The 17,002-nt window shown below is 42.2% G+C and carries 19 protein-coding genes; 9 read left to right on the top strand and 10 right to left on the bottom strand.

The features are described 5' to 3' along the window. Nucleotides 1-8 precede the first annotated feature (8 nt). Both R1T16_RS04570 and recA read right to left on the bottom strand, forming a co-directional pair. Nucleotides 9-434 (bottom strand): hypothetical protein, encoded by a 426-nt coding sequence (locus R1T16_RS04570; RefSeq protein WP_317499895.1) that lies wholly within the window; start codon nt 432-434, stop codon nt 9-11. 103 nt (nt 435-537) lie between these two features. Next, nucleotides 538-1,542 carry a recombinase RecA gene (recA, locus tag R1T16_RS04565; RefSeq protein ID WP_317499894.1) on the bottom strand — a complete coding sequence of 335 codons (1,005 nt, stop codon included), beginning with the start codon at nt 1,540-1,542 and terminating at the stop codon, nt 538-540. 141 nt (nt 1,543-1,683) lie between these two features. On the opposite strand from recA, the gene R1T16_RS04560 reads away from it, so the two are divergent. From R1T16_RS04560 to R1T16_RS04520, 9 genes are all read left to right on the top strand, one after another. After that, complete coding sequence (locus R1T16_RS04560; protein ID WP_317499893.1) at nt 1,684-2,325, top strand: hypothetical protein; 642 nt, start codon at nt 1,684-1,686, stop codon at nt 2,323-2,325. A gap of 68 nt (nt 2,326-2,393) precedes the next feature. Beyond that, nucleotides 2,394-2,624, top strand: a complete 231-nt coding sequence (locus R1T16_RS04555) for a hypothetical protein (RefSeq protein WP_317499892.1) — start codon at nt 2,394-2,396, stop codon at nt 2,622-2,624. Further along, nucleotides 2,615-2,920: a type II toxin-antitoxin system RelE/ParE family toxin gene (locus R1T16_RS04550; protein ID WP_317499891.1), complete on the top strand. Its 306-nt coding sequence runs from the start codon at nt 2,615-2,617 to the stop codon at nt 2,918-2,920. Before R1T16_RS04555 ends, R1T16_RS04550 begins: the two co-directional genes overlap by 10 nt. Before the next feature lie 96 nt (nt 2,921-3,016). Next, complete coding sequence (locus R1T16_RS04545) at nt 3,017-4,372, top strand: rhodanese-related sulfurtransferase (RefSeq protein ID WP_317499890.1); 1,356 nt, start codon at nt 3,017-3,019, stop codon at nt 4,370-4,372. A 443-nt stretch (nt 4,373-4,815) separates the two neighbouring features. Next, entirely contained in the window at nt 4,816-6,384 is a 1,569-nt protein-coding gene (gene ricT / locus R1T16_RS04540) for a regulatory iron-sulfur-containing complex subunit RicT (protein WP_317499889.1), read from the top strand. Next, complete coding sequence (locus R1T16_RS04535) at nt 6,347-6,856, top strand: gliding motility lipoprotein GldH (protein WP_317499888.1); 510 nt, start codon at nt 6,347-6,349, stop codon at nt 6,854-6,856. Before ricT ends, R1T16_RS04535 begins: the two co-directional genes overlap by 38 nt. A 9-nt stretch (nt 6,857-6,865) precedes the next feature. Continuing rightward, on the top strand, nt 6,866-9,190 hold the full coding sequence (locus R1T16_RS04530) for a penicillin-binding protein 1A (RefSeq protein WP_317499887.1): 2,325 nt from the start codon (nt 6,866-6,868) through the stop codon (nt 9,188-9,190). Between the two features lie 65 nt (nt 9,191-9,255). Further along, entirely contained in the window at nt 9,256-9,957 is a 702-nt protein-coding gene (locus tag R1T16_RS04525; protein ID WP_317499886.1) for a CoA transferase subunit A, read from the top strand. A 2-nt stretch (nt 9,958-9,959) separates the two neighbouring features. After that, nucleotides 9,960-10,619 carry a 3-oxoacid CoA-transferase subunit B gene (locus tag R1T16_RS04520; protein WP_317499885.1) on the top strand — a complete coding sequence of 220 codons (660 nt, stop codon included), beginning with the start codon at nt 9,960-9,962 and terminating at the stop codon, nt 10,617-10,619. A 127-nt stretch (nt 10,620-10,746) separates the two neighbouring features. On the opposite strand, the gene R1T16_RS04515 is transcribed toward R1T16_RS04520, so the two are convergent. The 8 genes from R1T16_RS04515 to R1T16_RS04480 form a co-directional block, all read right to left on the bottom strand. Continuing rightward, complete coding sequence (locus R1T16_RS04515; RefSeq protein ID WP_317499884.1) at nt 10,747-11,151, bottom strand: c-type cytochrome; 405 nt, start codon at nt 11,149-11,151, stop codon at nt 10,747-10,749. Nucleotides 11,152-11,209: 58 nt separating this feature from the next. Beyond that, on the bottom strand, nt 11,210-12,205 hold the full coding sequence (gene hemB / locus R1T16_RS04510; RefSeq protein ID WP_317499883.1) for a porphobilinogen synthase: 996 nt from the start codon (nt 12,203-12,205) through the stop codon (nt 11,210-11,212). Nucleotides 12,206-12,329: 124 nt separating this feature from the next. Beyond that, entirely contained in the window at nt 12,330-13,247 is a 918-nt protein-coding gene (locus R1T16_RS04505; RefSeq protein ID WP_317499882.1) for a DUF4421 domain-containing protein, read from the bottom strand. Nucleotides 13,248-13,264: 17 nt separating this feature from the next. Next, on the bottom strand, nt 13,265-14,167 hold the full coding sequence (gene hemF / locus R1T16_RS04500) for an oxygen-dependent coproporphyrinogen oxidase (RefSeq protein WP_317499881.1): 903 nt from the start codon (nt 14,165-14,167) through the stop codon (nt 13,265-13,267). Then, nucleotides 14,164-14,703 carry a GNAT family protein gene (locus R1T16_RS04495; RefSeq protein WP_317499880.1) on the bottom strand — a complete coding sequence of 180 codons (540 nt, stop codon included), beginning with the start codon at nt 14,701-14,703 and terminating at the stop codon, nt 14,164-14,166. Before R1T16_RS04495 ends, hemF begins: the two co-directional genes overlap by 4 nt. A gap of 59 nt (nt 14,704-14,762) precedes the next feature. Continuing rightward, nucleotides 14,763-15,113, bottom strand: a complete 351-nt coding sequence (locus R1T16_RS04490; RefSeq protein WP_317499879.1) for a hypothetical protein — start codon at nt 15,111-15,113, stop codon at nt 14,763-14,765. 77 nt (nt 15,114-15,190) lie between these two features. Then, complete coding sequence (hemE, locus tag R1T16_RS04485; RefSeq protein ID WP_317499878.1) at nt 15,191-16,216, bottom strand: uroporphyrinogen decarboxylase; 1,026 nt, start codon at nt 16,214-16,216, stop codon at nt 15,191-15,193. A 117-nt stretch (nt 16,217-16,333) separates the two neighbouring features. Then, complete coding sequence (locus R1T16_RS04480) at nt 16,334-16,999, bottom strand: uroporphyrinogen-III synthase (RefSeq protein WP_317499877.1); 666 nt, start codon at nt 16,997-16,999, stop codon at nt 16,334-16,336. Nucleotides 17,000-17,002: the final 3 nt, after the last annotated feature.

Here is a 17,002-nt window from a genome sequence, read left to right as displayed (position 1 = left end):
GTTCCTTGTTATTTTCTCACAGGAATTTTTACCTGTTCGTATGTTTTTATTCCGTTATCGTCTAACCCGGTGTAAAATTTAAAGATATAGCAATCCAGCGCATAATCTATAGGGCATGTAAAGGTAAACGATTGTTCCTCGTGCTGCTCTACCTCATATTTTTTGCACTCAGATTCGTTTCTTACAGCTGCCTGCACGGCAATAAGTATGGCATCGCCATCTTTTTCGGTATGAAAGCGGTCAAACAGGTAGCAGCCTGTAGGTTTTGTGTAGGCAACGGTAACTTCATACGTTCTTCCCTTTATTACAGATGCAGGCACTATCACGCCATCAGCAGCTATAAACTCGATGTTATAATCCGGCTGCGGATCGGGCTCAAGTGTACAGGAATTAAGTATAAATAATGTTGTAAGTAAAAGTAAAATCTTTCTCATAAATCGTTTCGGGCATAATCTCATTACCAGATAGATGCAAAAAAAGTAAAAGGTTGCGTAATGGCAATAAAAAAACCCGAAAATTTCGGGTTTCTTGTGCGATTTAAGAAGCTTGTTCTTTTATCATGTCTTTTATCTTGATCTCCAGTTCTTCAGCAAGTTCAGGATTATCTTTTATCAGTGCCTTGACAGCATCGCGCCCCTGGCCTAATTTAGTGTCGCCGTAGCTAAACCATGAGCCCGATTTCTTGATGATCTCAAACTCAACGGCAAGGTCAAGTATCTCACCTGTTTTAGAAACGCCTTCGCCATACATGATGTCAAATTCGGCAGTTTTAAATGGTGGTGCCACTTTGTTTTTAACGATCTTCACTTTAGTACGGTTACCTATTACATTGTCACCGTCTTTGATCTGCGCAGCACGGCGGATGTCTATCCTTACCGATGCGTAAAATTTAAGTGCGTTACCACCCGTAGTAGTTTCAGGGTTACCAAACATAACACCGATCTTTTCACGAAGCTGGTTGATAAAGAATACTGTACAGTTAGTCTTGCTGATCGTAGCTGTAAGTTTTCTAAGTGCCTGCGACATTAAACGTGCGTGAAGGCCCATTTTAGAATCTCCCATTTCGCCTTCTATCTCGCTTTTTGGTGTAAGTGCCGCCACCGAGTCAATAACTACAATATCTATAGCGCCTGAACGGATAAGGTTCTCGGCGATCTCAAGTGCCTGCTCACCGTTGTCCGGCTGTGATATGATCAGGTTTTCTATATCCACGCCAAGTTTATCCGCATAGCCGCGGTCAAACGCGTGCTCAGCATCAATAAAGGCAGCGATACCGCCTGCTTTTTGTGCTTCGGCAATAGCGTGAAGCGTAAGTGTTGTTTTACCTGACGATTCAGGTCCGTATATTTCTATTATCCTTCCGCGAGGGTAGCCGTTAACGCCAAGGGCAAGGTCTACGCCAAGCGATCCTGAAGGGATTGCCTCTACTTCTTCCACGGCCTGGTCGCCCAGTTTCATTACCGTTCCTTTACCGTAAGCCTTGTCAAGTTTATCCAGCGTAAGCTGTAATGCCTTTAATTTTGCTTCTTTATCTCCGCTCATTTTTTGTATAGATTTGACCGTAAAAATAGTGCTTTTTTTTGGTGTGGCAACATGAGGTTGAGGGTTGTGGATAAGTTTATTTAATGTGTGATTGGTAAGATTTTTTTGTAAGTTTAGATTTATGGATTAAATAAAGAAATTATGAAATATAGAATTTTAGGTACACAAAATTCTGATTTGAAAGAGAATGAGAATTTGATAGGGAGGCTTTTTGATTTAAAATTACAAATAGCTCGGATTGTAACAGTAAAATCATTTAAACCTGGACAAATCTTAAATGTTCCCGAAAATCTTTTAGATAAAATACAATGGAAATATTTAAATCCTAACATTGATAGTCTAGATGGAGTTAAGAGTTATAAAATATGTAGGAATATAAGTTTAGCGGATGCGCTTACTGATTTAAGGTTAGTAATAGATCAATTTGGGAGATGCTATTTTATAGAGGATAATAGTTGTTTGGTTGGGTTTATTTATATAAATAATTTTCAAGTATTTACAGAGGGCATTAAAAATTTACCCAGGCTACATATGTCTATAAATTGTCGGGCCATTGAGGAGCAAGTTCTTTTCGGGATATTAGTCAATGATACTGATGAATATAAATTAACATTTACAAATTCTCTCATAAATGATGTGATTGATAGGCATTCTGGTAAATTATTAAAGAACCAAGATTTGGAAATTTGTAAATATTGTAAGGGAAATTTACCTGATGATGATATAATTATTGAGTTGTACAAAACAAACGAGATTTTAACCTTCAATTTTGAAGCTAATTAAGTTATCTCCAATTTTGGATGTTATTAAAGTAGTTTTTCATTAACTTTGGATTGCAAATGCTGATGAATATGACCGCAATAGAAAACATAAAGAACGGATTGATTGACAGAATACTTGCAACCAAAAATGAAAAATTGCTTCAGGCAATCAGCACAATATTTGAATCAGCTCAGGCTGAGGAGGAAGTTTCTTTATCATCAGAGCAATTAGAAATGCTTGCAATGAGTGAAGACGATATTGCAAATGGTAGACTTATATCTGAAGATGATTTGGATAAATTGGACTCCGGATGGCGTTAAAAGTATTTTGGACTGAAACAGCAATTCGTCAAAGAAACTTAATTTTTGAATATTGGAATGAGAGAAATGGAAGCGTTTCCTATTCATTAAAGTTATTCGCAAAAATTAAAGAGCGTACAGATATTCTGAAAGAAAGTCCTGAAATTGGAAAAAAGGCTGATAATAAAAATATGCGAGCGATTTCTTTAGGGCATTATAGCATATTTTATCAACATGATACTTCGAGAATAATTATTACTGCTTTTTGGGATAATCGACAAGAACCTGGAAAATTATTAAAATTTCTCAGAAGATAATTACATTTGTCCACTCCCCAAAAATTCCTACCTTTGCACCCGGTTCCGCCATTGTGAACCGGTATATACTGAATATCTCACTTAAAATTGTATAGCATGCAACTGTTCAACACTTTAAGCGCAGAAGAAAGAACCGCCCTTATTGAGGAAAGCGGAAAACAACGCCTTACGCTGTCTTTCTATGCCTACGCTAAAATCTCTGACCCAAAAGAATTTCGTAATTCTCTTTTCCTGGCCTGGAACCCGCTTGAGGTTTTAGGAAGGATATACGTTGCCCACGAAGGCATCAACGCCCAGCTTTCGCTGCCGGCAGATAATTTCTACACTTTTAAAGACCACTTAGATACTATACCGTTCCTTAACGGCATCCGCCTTAATGTGGCTGTGGAACACGACGACCTGTCGTTCCTGAAGCTTACCATTAAAGTGCGCGATAAAATCGTTGCTGACGGACTTAACGATGATACGTTCAACGTTATGGACGGCGGCACGCACCTTGGCGCGAACGACTTCAACAAGATGCTTGAAGATCCTAACACTATTGTAGTGGATATGCGTAACCATTACGAGAGCGAGATAGGTCACTTTAGGGGCGCAATTACTCCGGATGTTGATACATTCCGTGAATCGTTGCCTATCATTGAAGACCAGCTGGCCGACCATAAAGACGATAAAAACCTGTTGATGTACTGCACAGGAGGTATCCGTTGCGAGAAGGCTTCGGCATTCTTTAAGCACAAAGGCTTTAAGAATGTGTACCAGCTTGAAGGCGGTATCATAGAATACACCCGCCAGGTAAAAGCAGAAGGACTTGAAAGTAAATTCATAGGCAAAAACTTTGTTTTTGATGCAAGGCTTGGTGAACGTATTACGGAAGATATCGTTTCGCAATGCCATCAGTGCGGTAAACCGTGTGATAACCATACCAATTGTGCTAACGAGGGCTGTCACCTGTTGTTCATTCAGTGTGATGAGTGTAAGACAGCGTCTGACAATTGCTGTTCTGAAGCGTGCCAGGATATTTTCCACATGCCAAAAGAGGAGCAGATTGCATTGCGCCGTGGTACTATGAATGGTAATATGATCTTTAAAAAGGGAAAATCAGACCGTTTGACCTATAAAAAATCGGGTGACGAAAACACAGATGTTGCATTGGCATCAGCTCCAAAAACAAAAACGGTGCGTCCAAGGATCAGGAAAACACTGGTAGGTAAAGGCGAGCATTATTTCCCAAAAGCACAAGTAGGCCAGTTTATCATAGATAACCAGGAGCTTCATGTAGGTGATACTGTTATCATTTCGGGTCCGACTACCGGCGAAGAACAGATCGTTATCGAGAAAATGCGCGTTAACGGCCAGGATGGTACTGTTGCAGTAAAAGGCGATAAAGTTACCTTCAGCCTTCCGTTTAGGATACGCCTTTCAGACAAATTGTTTAAAGTGATAGGGTAACACCTTATTATATATAAGTAAACGAAACCTGCATGAGAGTGCAGGTTTTTTTGTTTTGTTCTTTTGTCTTGAAACAAAAGAACAAAAAATTCAGGCTCTAACTTCTTAGGCTACAAATTACCATCATCAGCTAAACCATTCGAACTCGCTTCGCTCAAACAGCGAATGCTTCTTAACGCTCATTCAGATAATTTGCTTAACGCCACAAAGTTTAAGGCCCTAACTTCACTCTCATGTCTTAGCATTATTTTTCAGCAATTACTCCTCTCTCCTTTGGAGAGGGGTTGGGGGTGAGGTTCACTGATAATTACCTCACTCTGTCTCATTCACACCCCAATCACGGTGTTTAACATCATTCCCGCAAAAAAATACTATCTTTACCCGCAAAAACTTTTTACGAACCAGTAGCGGCTCGCCGCGATCTATATATATAAAGACTAATTATGGCATGTACAAGCTGTTCTACGGGATCCAAAGACGGACAACCCAGAGGATGTAAAAATAACGGGACCTGCGGGACGGACAGTTGTAATAAACTAACGGTTTTCGACTGGTTATCTAATATGAGCCTTCCGGGAGGCGAAGCGCCTTTTGACTGTGTTGAGGTGCGCTTTAAGAACGGACGAAAAGAATTTTACAGGAATAGTGAAAAACTGACTTTAAGCATGGGCGACATTGTTGCCACTGAAGCATCTCCGGGACACGATATTGGTATTGTGACACTTACAGGAGAGCTGGTTAAGGTTCAGATGAAGAAAAAGAATGTAAAGAACAATGCTGAAATAGCAAAAATATACAGAAAAGCATCTCAAAAAGATATTGATATATGGAGTGAAGCCCGTGCTAAAGAAGAGCCTATGAAGGTGGTGGCAAGGGAAATAGCAATACGACTGGCTCTTGAAATGAAGATATCTGATATTGAATTCCAGGGAGACGGTTCTAAGGCAACATTCTACTATACGGCTAATGACAGGGTTGATTTCCGACAGCTGATCAAAGATTTTGCACGCGAATTCAGTACCCGTATCGAGATGAAGCAGGTTGGTTTCCGCCAGGAGGCTGCCCGTCTTGGAGGTATTGGTTCATGCGGACGCGAGCTTTGCTGCTCTACATGGCTAACCGACTTTAGGAGTGTAAATACTTCTGCGGCGCGTTACCAGCAATTGTCACTGAATCCGCAAAAGCTTGCAGGCCAGTGCGGTAAGCTTAAATGCTGCCTTAACTATGAACTTGATACCTATCTTGATGCGCTTAAGGGCCTTCCGGATATGGACACCAAACTATATACCGAAAAAGGGGACGCCTTCTGCCAGAAGATGGATATCTTTAAAGGGCTTATGTGGTTTGCCTATACTAATAACATGGCACACTGGCATGTGCTTAAGGCAGAGCAGGTAAAGGAAATCATGGAGCTTAATAAACTAAAGCAGCGTGTAACCGCGTTAGAGGATTATGCTGTGGAAGAGGCGGCTCCGGAAGTTGAAAAAACATTCCAGAATGCTATGGGCCAGGACAGCCTTACCCGTTTTGATGTGCCTAAGAAAAAGAAAAGGCCGATTAATAAGGATAAAAAACGCGAGCATGTAGTTGATAAAAAAACCGACAGGCCGGCAGGAAGCAACCTTATCAAACCAGCAGGTGAGAAGCCTGCCGGAGAACGACCTGTAAGGGAGAATCGTCCTGAAAGGCAGAATTCTGGCGACAGGCCGGAAAGAAAGCCTAATGAAAGGAACAGCAGGCCGCAAGGTGAAAGAAAACCGAATGAGAACCGACAGGTAGGCGAAAGGAAACCGAATGAGAACAGGCCTCAGGTTGAGAGAAAGCCGAATGAAAACAGGCAGCCAAGAAATAACGACAGGAACAATGCTTCCGAAAGGCCTGCAGGAGAAAGCAAGCCTGAAGGAAGACAACAGAATAAGAACCGAAACCATAACAACAGGAATGGCAATAAAAAGAATCCTAATGACAAAGGGGATGGCGGAACTCCTACCGGCGGCGGCAGTGCGGAATAGCATTGTGGCACTAAGCCTAGTTTTTCTGCTGGCTTCCTGCGATAAAAAAAGGGTGTTTGACGAGTATAAGGAACTTGATGGCAAGTGGAAAAAAGATAACGTGTTGTCTTTTAGCTTTGACCAGAAAGACACCGTGTCAAAATATAATATGTTTGTTAACGTTAGAAATAACAACAGTTACCCGTACAGTAACCTGTACCTCATAGTGCAGCTGCAGGAACCGGGAAGCAAACTTACCAAGGTGGACACCCTGGAGTATCCAATGGCAAATGCCGATGGATCTCTTATGGGCGATGGGTTTACTGATGTTAAGGAGAGCAAGTTGTGGTATAAGGAGAACGTAAGGTTTCCTAAAGCAGGAAAATATACCGTGAGCATTCAGCATGCTGTGAGAAAAGGCGGCGAGGTGCCGGGTGTAGAAGAACTTGATGGTGTTACAGATGTAGGTTTAAGAATAGAATCAACAGAATAAAAATTAAAAATGGCAGTCAAAAAGACGAGTAAAGCTAAGCCGGCCGCAACACGCGACGCATCTTACTATGTAAAAAAATTCTGGAAGATATTTGGTATCGGCATGGTATCGGTATTCCTGTTCTTCCTTTTGGCCTCATGGGGAGTGTTCGGAAAGATGCCAAGCTTTGACCAGCTTGAGAATCCCGACTCTAATGTAGCCACAGAGATCATATCAGAAGACGGAGAAACAATAGGTAAATTCTATCTTGAGAACCGTACACCGGTCAAGTTTGCCGATCTTCCAAAACCATTGGTAGATGCACTTATCGCTACAGAAGATGAGCGTTTCTTTGATCACTCGGGGATAGATACAAGAGGTACGCTAAGGGCTGTTGCTTCTCTTGGAACAAGCGGTGGGGCGAGTACCATTACCCAGCAGCTGGCTAAAAACCTTTTTCATGGCGAAGGTTCAAAAAACCTTTTGATGAGGATAATACAAAAAGCTAAAGAATGGATTATTGCCACCAAACTGGAAAGGCAGTATACTAAAGAAGAAATCATTGCAATGTACCTTAACACGGTAGATTTTGTAAATAATGCCGTGGGTATCCGTTCGGCATCAAAAGTATATTTTGGTAAAGAGCCTAAAGACCTAAAGGTAGAAGAAGCAGCAGTACTTGTGGGTATGCTTAAAAACCCTGCTTATTTTAACCCAATGAGGGAAAAAAGGAAGCAGCTGGTTAAAGACCGCAGGAATACAGTGTTAAGCCAAATGGTTAAATACGACAAGCTTGATGAGACCGTTAAAGAAAAACTGGCAGCAAAAGACGTGGTGACCAATTATAATCCTGAAAGCCATAACGAAGGTATGGCAACCTATTTTAGGGAGTACTTAAGGGACTATATGAAAAAATGGGTTAAAGACCATCCTAAAGATGACGGAGGAGAATATGATATTTACCGTGATGGCCTAAAGATATATACTACGATAGACTCTAAAATGCAGCGCTATGCCGAAGAGGCTGTAGACGAGCATTTGGCTAACCTTCAGGAAGAATTTTTTATTCAGCAGAAGAAGAATACCAATGCGCCGTTTGTTAATATTTCTAAAATAGAAACAGATAAGATCATCGACAGGGCAATGCGTAACTCTGAACGCTGGAGGATAATGTCTGAAGAAGGCAAAGATGAAGATGATATCATTGCGTCGTTCAAAGTTAAGACCGATATGACTGTATTTACCTGGAAGGGTGAAAGGGATACGGTAATGACACCCATAGATTCTATACGTTATTATAAGCACTTCCTTCAGACAGGATTAATGTCTATGAACCCTACAGACGGGCACATCAAAGCCTGGGTAGGTGGAATCAATTACAAGCATTTCCAGTACGACCACGTGCAGCAGGGGGCAAGGCAGGTAGGATCTACCTTTAAGCCATTTGTATACGCAGCAGCAATTGAGCAGCTTCACATTTCGCCATGCGACACTATTAATGATGCGCCGTTCAGTATGCCGAAAGGTAAATATGGCATTGACGCCGACTGGCATCCGCAAAACTCTAACGGACAGTTCTTAGGTCCGGTTACGCTTAAAAAGGCACTTGCATTCTCTATAAACACCGTATCGGCAAGGTTAATTGACAGGGTAGGGCCAAAAGCCGTGGTAGACCTTACCAAAAAACTGGGTGTAGGCAGTAAGATTCCTGAGCAGCCGGCCATTGCACTTGGAGCTGTAGAGATTACAGTAAGCGACATGGTGGCGGCTTACAGCACATTTGCTAATCAGGGTGTTTACATAAAACCTATTGTTGTTAAAAAAATAGAAGACAAGAGTGGAATTATACTAGATCAGGCAGAGATGGTTACCAAAGACGTGTTGAGTAAGGACGTTGCCTATGCCGTTATAAAACTGCTTGAAGGTGTAACCGAAAGCGGATCGGGGGCAAGGCTTAAATGGGGCGGTGCCGGAGGTACGGGTTATAACCGTATGACGGGCTATCCGTATAAGATCATTAACCCGGTTGCAGGTAAAACAGGTACAACACAGAATCAGTCGGATGGCTGGTTTGTAGGTATGGTGCCAAATCTAGCTACAGGAGTATGGGTAGGTAACGAAGACCGTTCGGCTCACTTTAAGAGTTTGGTATACGGGCAGGGTGCTACAATGGCACTTCCTATCTGGGGTCTGTTCATGAAAAAATGTTATGCCGATGATACTATGACGTTCAAAATATCCGAAAGGCCATTTGAAAGGCCGTCTAATCTTTCCATTCCGGTAGATTGTGCACGGGCTGTTGTAAAAGACACGGCCAAGATTGATAGCCTCGCTGTGGGCGAATTCAACTTTTAATACAAAACGCCTTCATTTGAAGGCGTTTTTTTATATATTTATCCGCGAAAACTAAAATATATTGTATGATTAATAAAAAAGTACAAAACGTTAGCGAGGCGCTGCATGATATAAAAGATAGCATGACTATTATGCTGGGCGGTTTTGGCCTTTGCGGTATTCCTGAGAATAGTATTGCCGAACTTGTAACTAAAGGCACTACAGACCTTACCTGTATTTCTAACAATGCTGGGGTTGATGATTTTGGGCTTGGGCTGCTGCTTCAAAAGAAACAGATCAAAAAAATGATATCGTCTTACGTAGGCGAAAATGCCGAATTTGAAAGGCAGATGCTTAGCGGCGAACTTGAAGTGGAACTTACACCTCAGGGTACTTTAGCAGAAAAATGCCGTGCTGCACAGGCGGGCATCCCTGCGTTTTATACACCGGCAGGCTATGGTACAGAAGTAGCTGAGGGTAAAGAGGCACGTGAATTTAATGGCAAGATGCATATAATGGAAGAGGCGTTTAAAGCTGATTTTGCTATTGTAAAAGCGTGGAAAGGAGACGAAGCAGGCAACCTTATATTTAAAGGGACTGCGCGTAACTTTAATTCTTGCATGGCGGGTGCTGCAAAAATTACAATTGCTGAGGTTGAAGAGCTTGTTCCTGCAGGAACGCTTGACCCAAACCAGATCCATATTCCCGGGATATTTGTACAGCGAATTTTCCAGGGCACCAAATATGAAAAACGTATCGAACAACGAACAACAAGAAAACGCAATTAATCATGGCACTAGGAAAGGAAGAAATCGCTAAAAGGATAGCAAAAGAAGTAAAAGACGGTTACTTTGTTAACCTTGGTATTGGTATACCAACCCTTGTTGCCAATTATGTTAGGGAAGATATATCTGTAGAATTCCAGAGTGAGAATGGGGTATTGGGCATGGGTCCGTTCCCGTTTGAGGGCGAAGAAGATGCAGATATCATTAATGCCGGTAAACAAACGATAACCACATTAGCCGGCGCATCATTTTTTGATTCGGCGCTTAGCTTTGGCATGATTAGGGCGCAAAAGGTAGACCTTACCATTCTTGGCGCTATGGAAGTAGCAGAGAACGGGGATATTGCCAACTGGAAAATTCCGGGTAAAATGGTAAAAGGTATGGGTGGCGCAATGGATCTTGTAGCATCTGCCGAGAACATTATCGTTGCCATGATGCACGTAAACAAAGCCGGCGAAAGCAAACTGCTTAAACGCTGCTCACTGCCGCTTACAGGCGTAGGCTGCGTTAAGAAGATTGTTACAGAGCTTGCTGTTATAGAAGTTGTTCCTGAAGGCTTTAAATTATTAGAGCGCGCTCCGGGCGTAACAGTCGAAGATATTAAAAATGCTACAGAAGGTAATCTTATCATTGAGGGTGATATCCCTGAAATGGTAATTGATTAATCCGCCACTATATTTTATTACAAGGCCCTTTCGAAAGAAAGGGCTTTTTCTTTGGGTTGTTCTATATAACTGAAATTTCCATTTAATTCTTATATGCAAACGTAAAATTACAGGTTTGAAACCAAAACTATTTTGAGAATGTCATGAAATAATCTTCCAGCCCTTTCAGTTCCTCATCGGTAAAATTTTTAGTAATGGCAAAGTTGGTTTTCATCACTTCATACTGCGACGGGTCAACTAACGGCTCGCCTTCGCCTTTCAGGAATTGTACCATGTCGCCTTTTTTCTCCTTATAAATAGCTGCGATTTCCATAGCACTTGGCCCAATGATCTTCTGGTCTGGCTTATGGCAGGAAAAGCAGTTGCCTTTACCATTAAAGATCTCTTCGCCAATTCTTTGCGATGGCGTAAGGTTTAACGAAGCGCCTTCAGAAATAGTTTCAGACGAAGGATAAAGCGATTCTTTTTTTTCTTCCTCTTTCTTGCAGGAAAAAAGGCTCAGGGCTACAAAGGGTATGATTATTCGTTTCATTACAAATTTTTTGCAAGATAAAAACAACCGCCCTTACAGATGTAAAGGCGGCAGATAATTATTTATTTAAAAGTATGGCAGCTTCTTTGGCAAAGTAAGTAGAAATGATGTCTGCCCCTGCGCGTTTAATACAGTGAAGCTGCTCAATCATAATCTTGTCATGATCCAGCCATCCTCTTTCGGCTGCAGCCTTAACCATGGCATATTCGCCTGATACCTGGTACACCGATACAGGAACATTTACGGCATCCTTCACTTCGCGAACAATATCAAGATATGCGATGCCCGGTTTTACCATTACAATATCAGCACCTTCTTCCACATCGTGTAACGCTTCCCTAATGGCTTCAATACGGTTAGCATAGTCCATTTGGTACGTCTTTTTATCCTTTGGCACTTCCACCCCCGATTCTTTTGGTGCACTGTCCAGCGCATCGCGAAAAGGCCCGTAAAATGACGAGGCATATTTAGCGCTATAGCTCATAATACCAACATTTGGGAATCCGTTTTCTTCCAGCGCCTTACGGATAGCAAGCACACGCCCGTCCATCATATCGCTTGGTGCAACAAAGTCGGCGCCGGCAGCAGCGTGGCTAAGGCTCATAAGTGTTAGCGCGTCTACCGTGGCATCGTTAACAATATCGCCATTTTCTATAATACCGTCGTGGCCATAAATAGAGTAGGGGTCAAGGGCAACATCGGGCATAACGATCATTCCGGGTACAGCATCCTTAATGGCTTTAATGGCCTGCTGCATAAGTCCATTAGGATTCCAGGCTTCTTTTCCGGTGTTGTCTTTTAACTTGTCGTCTACCTTTACATAGATGTTTACTGCTTTTATGCCAAGGCTCCAAAGTTCCTTAACCTCCTTAACGGTAAGGTCTATAGAGCGGCGGAAGATACCCGGCATAGACGGGATAGGTACTTCTACATTTGTTCCTTCTGCAATAAACATAGGGAACATAAAGTCGTTTGGTGTAAGTATCGTTTCACGAACCAATGAACGAATGGAGTCGTTAGTACGTAGCCTGCGGTTTCTTTGATGTGGAAACATAATTTTTATATTGTTCCTCTTACGAGGAGGTTATTAATCTATAGTCGCTCCTGAGGAGCTATTTTAATACTAGTTTGTCATTGCTGTAAATATGCCCTTCCCTTCGGGGACTATAATTGTCAACTTAAAACCTTTCTTTTATTTTTTCTTTCTCCTTTCTCAAAAACTCCGGTGCATCAAACCGATAACCGAAAAATGCAGTGACATAACTTATGGCATCGCCCATAGTTACATTGCTATCGGCGGTATGGCTCGAGGCTGTCGCTTTAGAAAATAACCCGCCATAAAAGGTGTCGGAGTTATAGCCTAATGATAACGTGGCTGTTGCCTGAGTTAAAAGCGAGGTGGTGTTTATATCGTCGTCAACTGTTTTTGTAAAGCCAGCGCCAAGCGAAAACGCGCCTGCTACAAGAAACTTTTTAGCGATTACCCAATTATAACTATAGCCGGGTGCAAGCGCAATATCTATAAAATAAACTTTTCCGTCTATACCTTCTGATTTATCGCCTTTCAGTTCGGTGTAATAATAGGATAGTGCAGGCATAAAACTTCCCGCACTTTTCAGTTGCCTTTCACTTTGAAAACTTTGCGCATTAATAGAGAAGTTTTTATTAAAAATGTAAGCCGTGCTCCCGCCCAATTTAAGGGTCTTCATCTTTGGGAGGTACACATTTGCGCCGGATGTCTCCAGGGTCATACCTTTTTGATAGATATAATCAAAGTGCTGTGCCCATCTTCCCGGGAAGAGGCTAAGGCCAAAAGAGGTCATCTTAGAATCCTCGTTATTTTTATTATCGGTAAAGAATTTTGGTGCAAAGCCCACACTAAAATATAGGATATCATACTGCACCGCTACTCCAAGCGTTGTCTTTCGGTTAGGGTCAAGGTCTACCGTAAGCCCCTCGTTTTTATAATCAAGGGTAAAATCGTTAGAGGTATTCAGTACAAACAGCTGTGTTGAAATTTTATCAGGAAACTTTTCTACATACGGATTACTAAGGCTGTCTGTTTGTGCAAAACAACCGCCTCCTGTAAATAACATAGCTGCTATGTATCTTACTATACCCAATCTACCGGATTTGCTAATATGTTTATCAATCGCTCTTCTTCGCTACCCACTACCGGATGGTGATCATATACCCACTGCACATGCGGCGGAAGGCTCATCAATATACTTTCCATACGCCCATTGGTCTTAAGCCCAAACAGCGTACCCTTATCGTGAACAAGGTTAAACTCTACATAACGCCCACGGCGAATTTCCTGCCAGATGCGGTTCTCTTGAGTGTACGGGATATCCTTTCTTCGTTCCACTATCGGCACATACGCTTCAAGGAAACTGTTGCCCACTTCGGTAACAAAATCATACCAGTTATCCATACTGAAATCGTTGGTAGCTTTGCAGTGGTCAAAGAACAGGCCGCCTACGCCACGTGATTCATCGCGGTGTGCATTCCAAAAATATTCATCGCACTGTTTTTTGAATTTGGTATAAAATTCAGGGTTGTGTTTGTCGCAGGCTCCTTTACAGGTCTGGTGAAAATGTTTAGCATCTTCATCAAACAGGTAATAAGGGGTAAGGTCCTGACCACCGCCAAACCAGCTGTCTACCACATTGCTCTCTTTGTCATACATTTCAAAATAACGCCAGTTCGCATGTACTGTGGGTACAAAAGGGTTCTTCGGGTGTATAACAAGGCTGAGTCCGCAGGCAAAAAAGTCTACATCGCCTACATTAAAGTAAGCCTGCATTGCTTTTGGCAACGGTCCGTGTACTGCAGAAATATTTACGCCGCCTTTTTCAAACACGGCCCCATTCTCAATAACGCGGGTGCGGCCCCCGCCACCTTCGGCGCGTTCCCAAACGTCTTCACGAAACTTTGCTGTGCCGTCTACCGCTTCCAGTTTAGTAGTTATGGTATCCTGTAGTTGTTGTATATATTGGTAAAATTTATTTTTCATTTTTTTGTGTAGTCAGATTTCAATAATCCAAAATAAAATATATCTTCAAGCCCGCCCTGTCCATTTTTGAATTCAGACCGTAAAATACCTTCCTGAATAAAACCGTGCTTTAATGCAATTCTTTGGCTGGCACTATTTTCAGGCGAGGTGCAGATGTACACTTTATTCATGCCAAGCCTGTTAAAGCAAACAGATAATGCATTGGCAACCGCCCTGGTAATAATTCCCCTGCCTTCAAAGTCTTTATCTACAAAATAAGCAAGCTCACATTTGCCAAGCGAACGGTTAATGTTTTTTATGCACAGGTAACCGATGAGTGTGTGGGTTTCATTATCCCTTAAATAATAATAAAAAGTATCTTTTCTAAGCTGGCTGGCGATAGCCAACGCAATAAAGTCGATGGTCTTCTCGAGCGTAAGGCAGCCGGAAAGCGTAACCGGGAACGTTTTTTCAATGTGCTCTGCATTCCTGCTGATGAGGTTATAAAACTCATCCGGACGAATGTTGTGTACACTGTTTGTAGTCCAGGTTATCATTTTGGTTGTCGGTTTTTGGTTTTGGTTGTCGGAAGCTGCCAGCAACTGACAACCATAAACTATTTAAGTGCGTTTATCTTATTAAAAATATCAAACGAAAACATTTTGCTTTCTGCCTGTATAAAATTATATAAGGCTATAGCCTTTTCTTTATAGACAGTATTGTGTGCAAGCATATCAGCCAGGCGTTCCATATTAGCCCAGTCAAAATGCATTTTGGAAACATGCTCGTTCAATTCATTGCCCGTCATGGCATGCAGGCTTTCTGCCGAAAGTCCCAGTTGTGCCAGTAGCGGCTGTGTATCATCGTTTAGCCAGCCGTCAGGAACAAAAGTGAGCTCCAGCAGCTTGTTGAGGATGTTGTTTATCCTCTCATTTTCTTCATCACGCAGTCCAAAGCTTAGTGGCATTTTTGTGGTGTTTGGTTGCCGGTTGTTAGTTGTCAGTTGCTGGTTCTATCCAACAACTGACAACCGATAACCATCAACTATTTATATTCTTTCACTGCATCAATAAACGCTTTGGCGTGGTCTACAGGAATGTGTGGCAGTATGCCGTGGCCAAGGTTTACGATATAATTGTCTTTTCCAAATTCGTCTATCATCTGGTGCACCATCTTTTTGATGACCGGTATTGGCGATAATAATCGTGACGGGTCAAAATTACCCTGAAGGGTTATCCTTCCGCCCGATAGGTAGCGTGCATTACGTGCAGAACATGTCCAGTCTACCCCAAGCGCCGATGCCTTGCTTTGTGCCATATCGCCAAGGGCAAACCAGCAGCCTTTACCAAACACGATAACGTGCGTTTCTGGAGCAAGTGCCTCAACGATCTGGTTCATGTATTTCCATGAAAATTCCTGATAATCTACAGGAGAGAGCATACCGCCCCAGCTGTCAAATATCTGTACGGCATTAACGCCTGCCTTTACTTTTTCCTTAAGGTAAGCAATAGTGGTATCGGTTATTTTCTGAAGCAATACATGCGCTGCTTCTGGCTGCGAAAAGCAAAAGCCTTTAGCAATATCAAAACTTTTAGATCCCTTTCCTTCCACCGCATAACAAAAGATTGTCCATGGCGAACCGGCGAAACCGATAAGCGGCACTTCGTCGTTAAGCATCTCTTTGGTCAGCTTAATGGCATCCATTACGTAACCAAGTGTTTCGTGAATATCCGGTACACGCACTTTCTCCACATCCTGCGGTGTACGTATGGGGTTTGGCAAAAACGGACCCACACTTTCTTTCATCAGCACTTCAATGCCCATTGCCTGTGGTACCACAAGAATATCAGAGAACAATATGGCAGCATCGGGCTGTACAATACGGATAGGCTGTACGGTGATTTCTGCCGCAAGTTCCGGCGTCTGGCAGCGGGTAAAGAAATCATACTTGTCGCGTAGCGCCCTGAATTCCGGTAAATACCTGCCTGCCTGGCGCATCATCCATACCGGTGGGCGTTCTACTGGCTCATTGCGTAATGCTTTTAAGAAAAGGTCGTTTTTTATGCTCATTTGTTTTTTGTTTTTCACCACAAGGATCACTAAGATTTTCCACAAGGGCCACAAGAATTATTTGCTGTTCTTTAGCTCACAAAGCTTTGTGATTCTTTGCGCCTGTGTCCTTTGTGGTTAAATATGTTCTTTATAATAATTAATACATTGTATTATCACGTTCTCAACGGTTGGCTTTTTGGCGATGATTATATCCTCAGTTATGCCTTTAAGCGCTTCGGCTGTTGTATTGCCTATGCAAAAGCAGGTTTCGTTGCTTATGCCATTAGCGTTTAGATAGCTTTCTATACCACTAGGGCTAAAAAAAAGCAATCCGTCAACCCTGCTGTTTATAATATGCGGTGATAGTACCGTTTTATATACTTCAATCTCGTTACAGTCTATTTTGGCAGCAGCCAATGCATCAGGAAGCGTGTCCCTTCTCATGCTGCCCGAAAAGAATGTAAAGTCTTCTCCAGAATGTTCTTTTATAATGATGTCTGCAAGCGCTTCGGCATAATCGGCGGATGCCGTAACCGTATAATCTGCCTTTTCAATTGCCTCTTTTGTTTTCCTGCCTACGCAGAAGATCGCCCTGTCTTTATACTTGGGGCTCTCTTCGTTCAATAAGAAACCTGCAAAGGCATTTTGGCTTGTAAACAATAAATTCTGGCGGATAGTAACAAATTTAAAGGGCGTATATTGTATCGAAATGAAGTCGGCTTCCATGACTGACAGCCCTGCATTCAGCAAAAATTGCCTGTGGTTAGGCAGCAGTTTTTTAGTCGACAGTATTCGTATCATTTG

It is taken from the genome of Flavobacterium sp. DG1-102-2, from assembly GCF_033042555.1.
Taxonomy (GTDB): Bacteria; Bacteroidota; Bacteroidia; order Flavobacteriales; family Flavobacteriaceae; genus Flavobacterium.
Note: the sequence above shows the minus strand (reverse complement) of the source record. Positions and strands in the feature narration are given on the sequence as shown.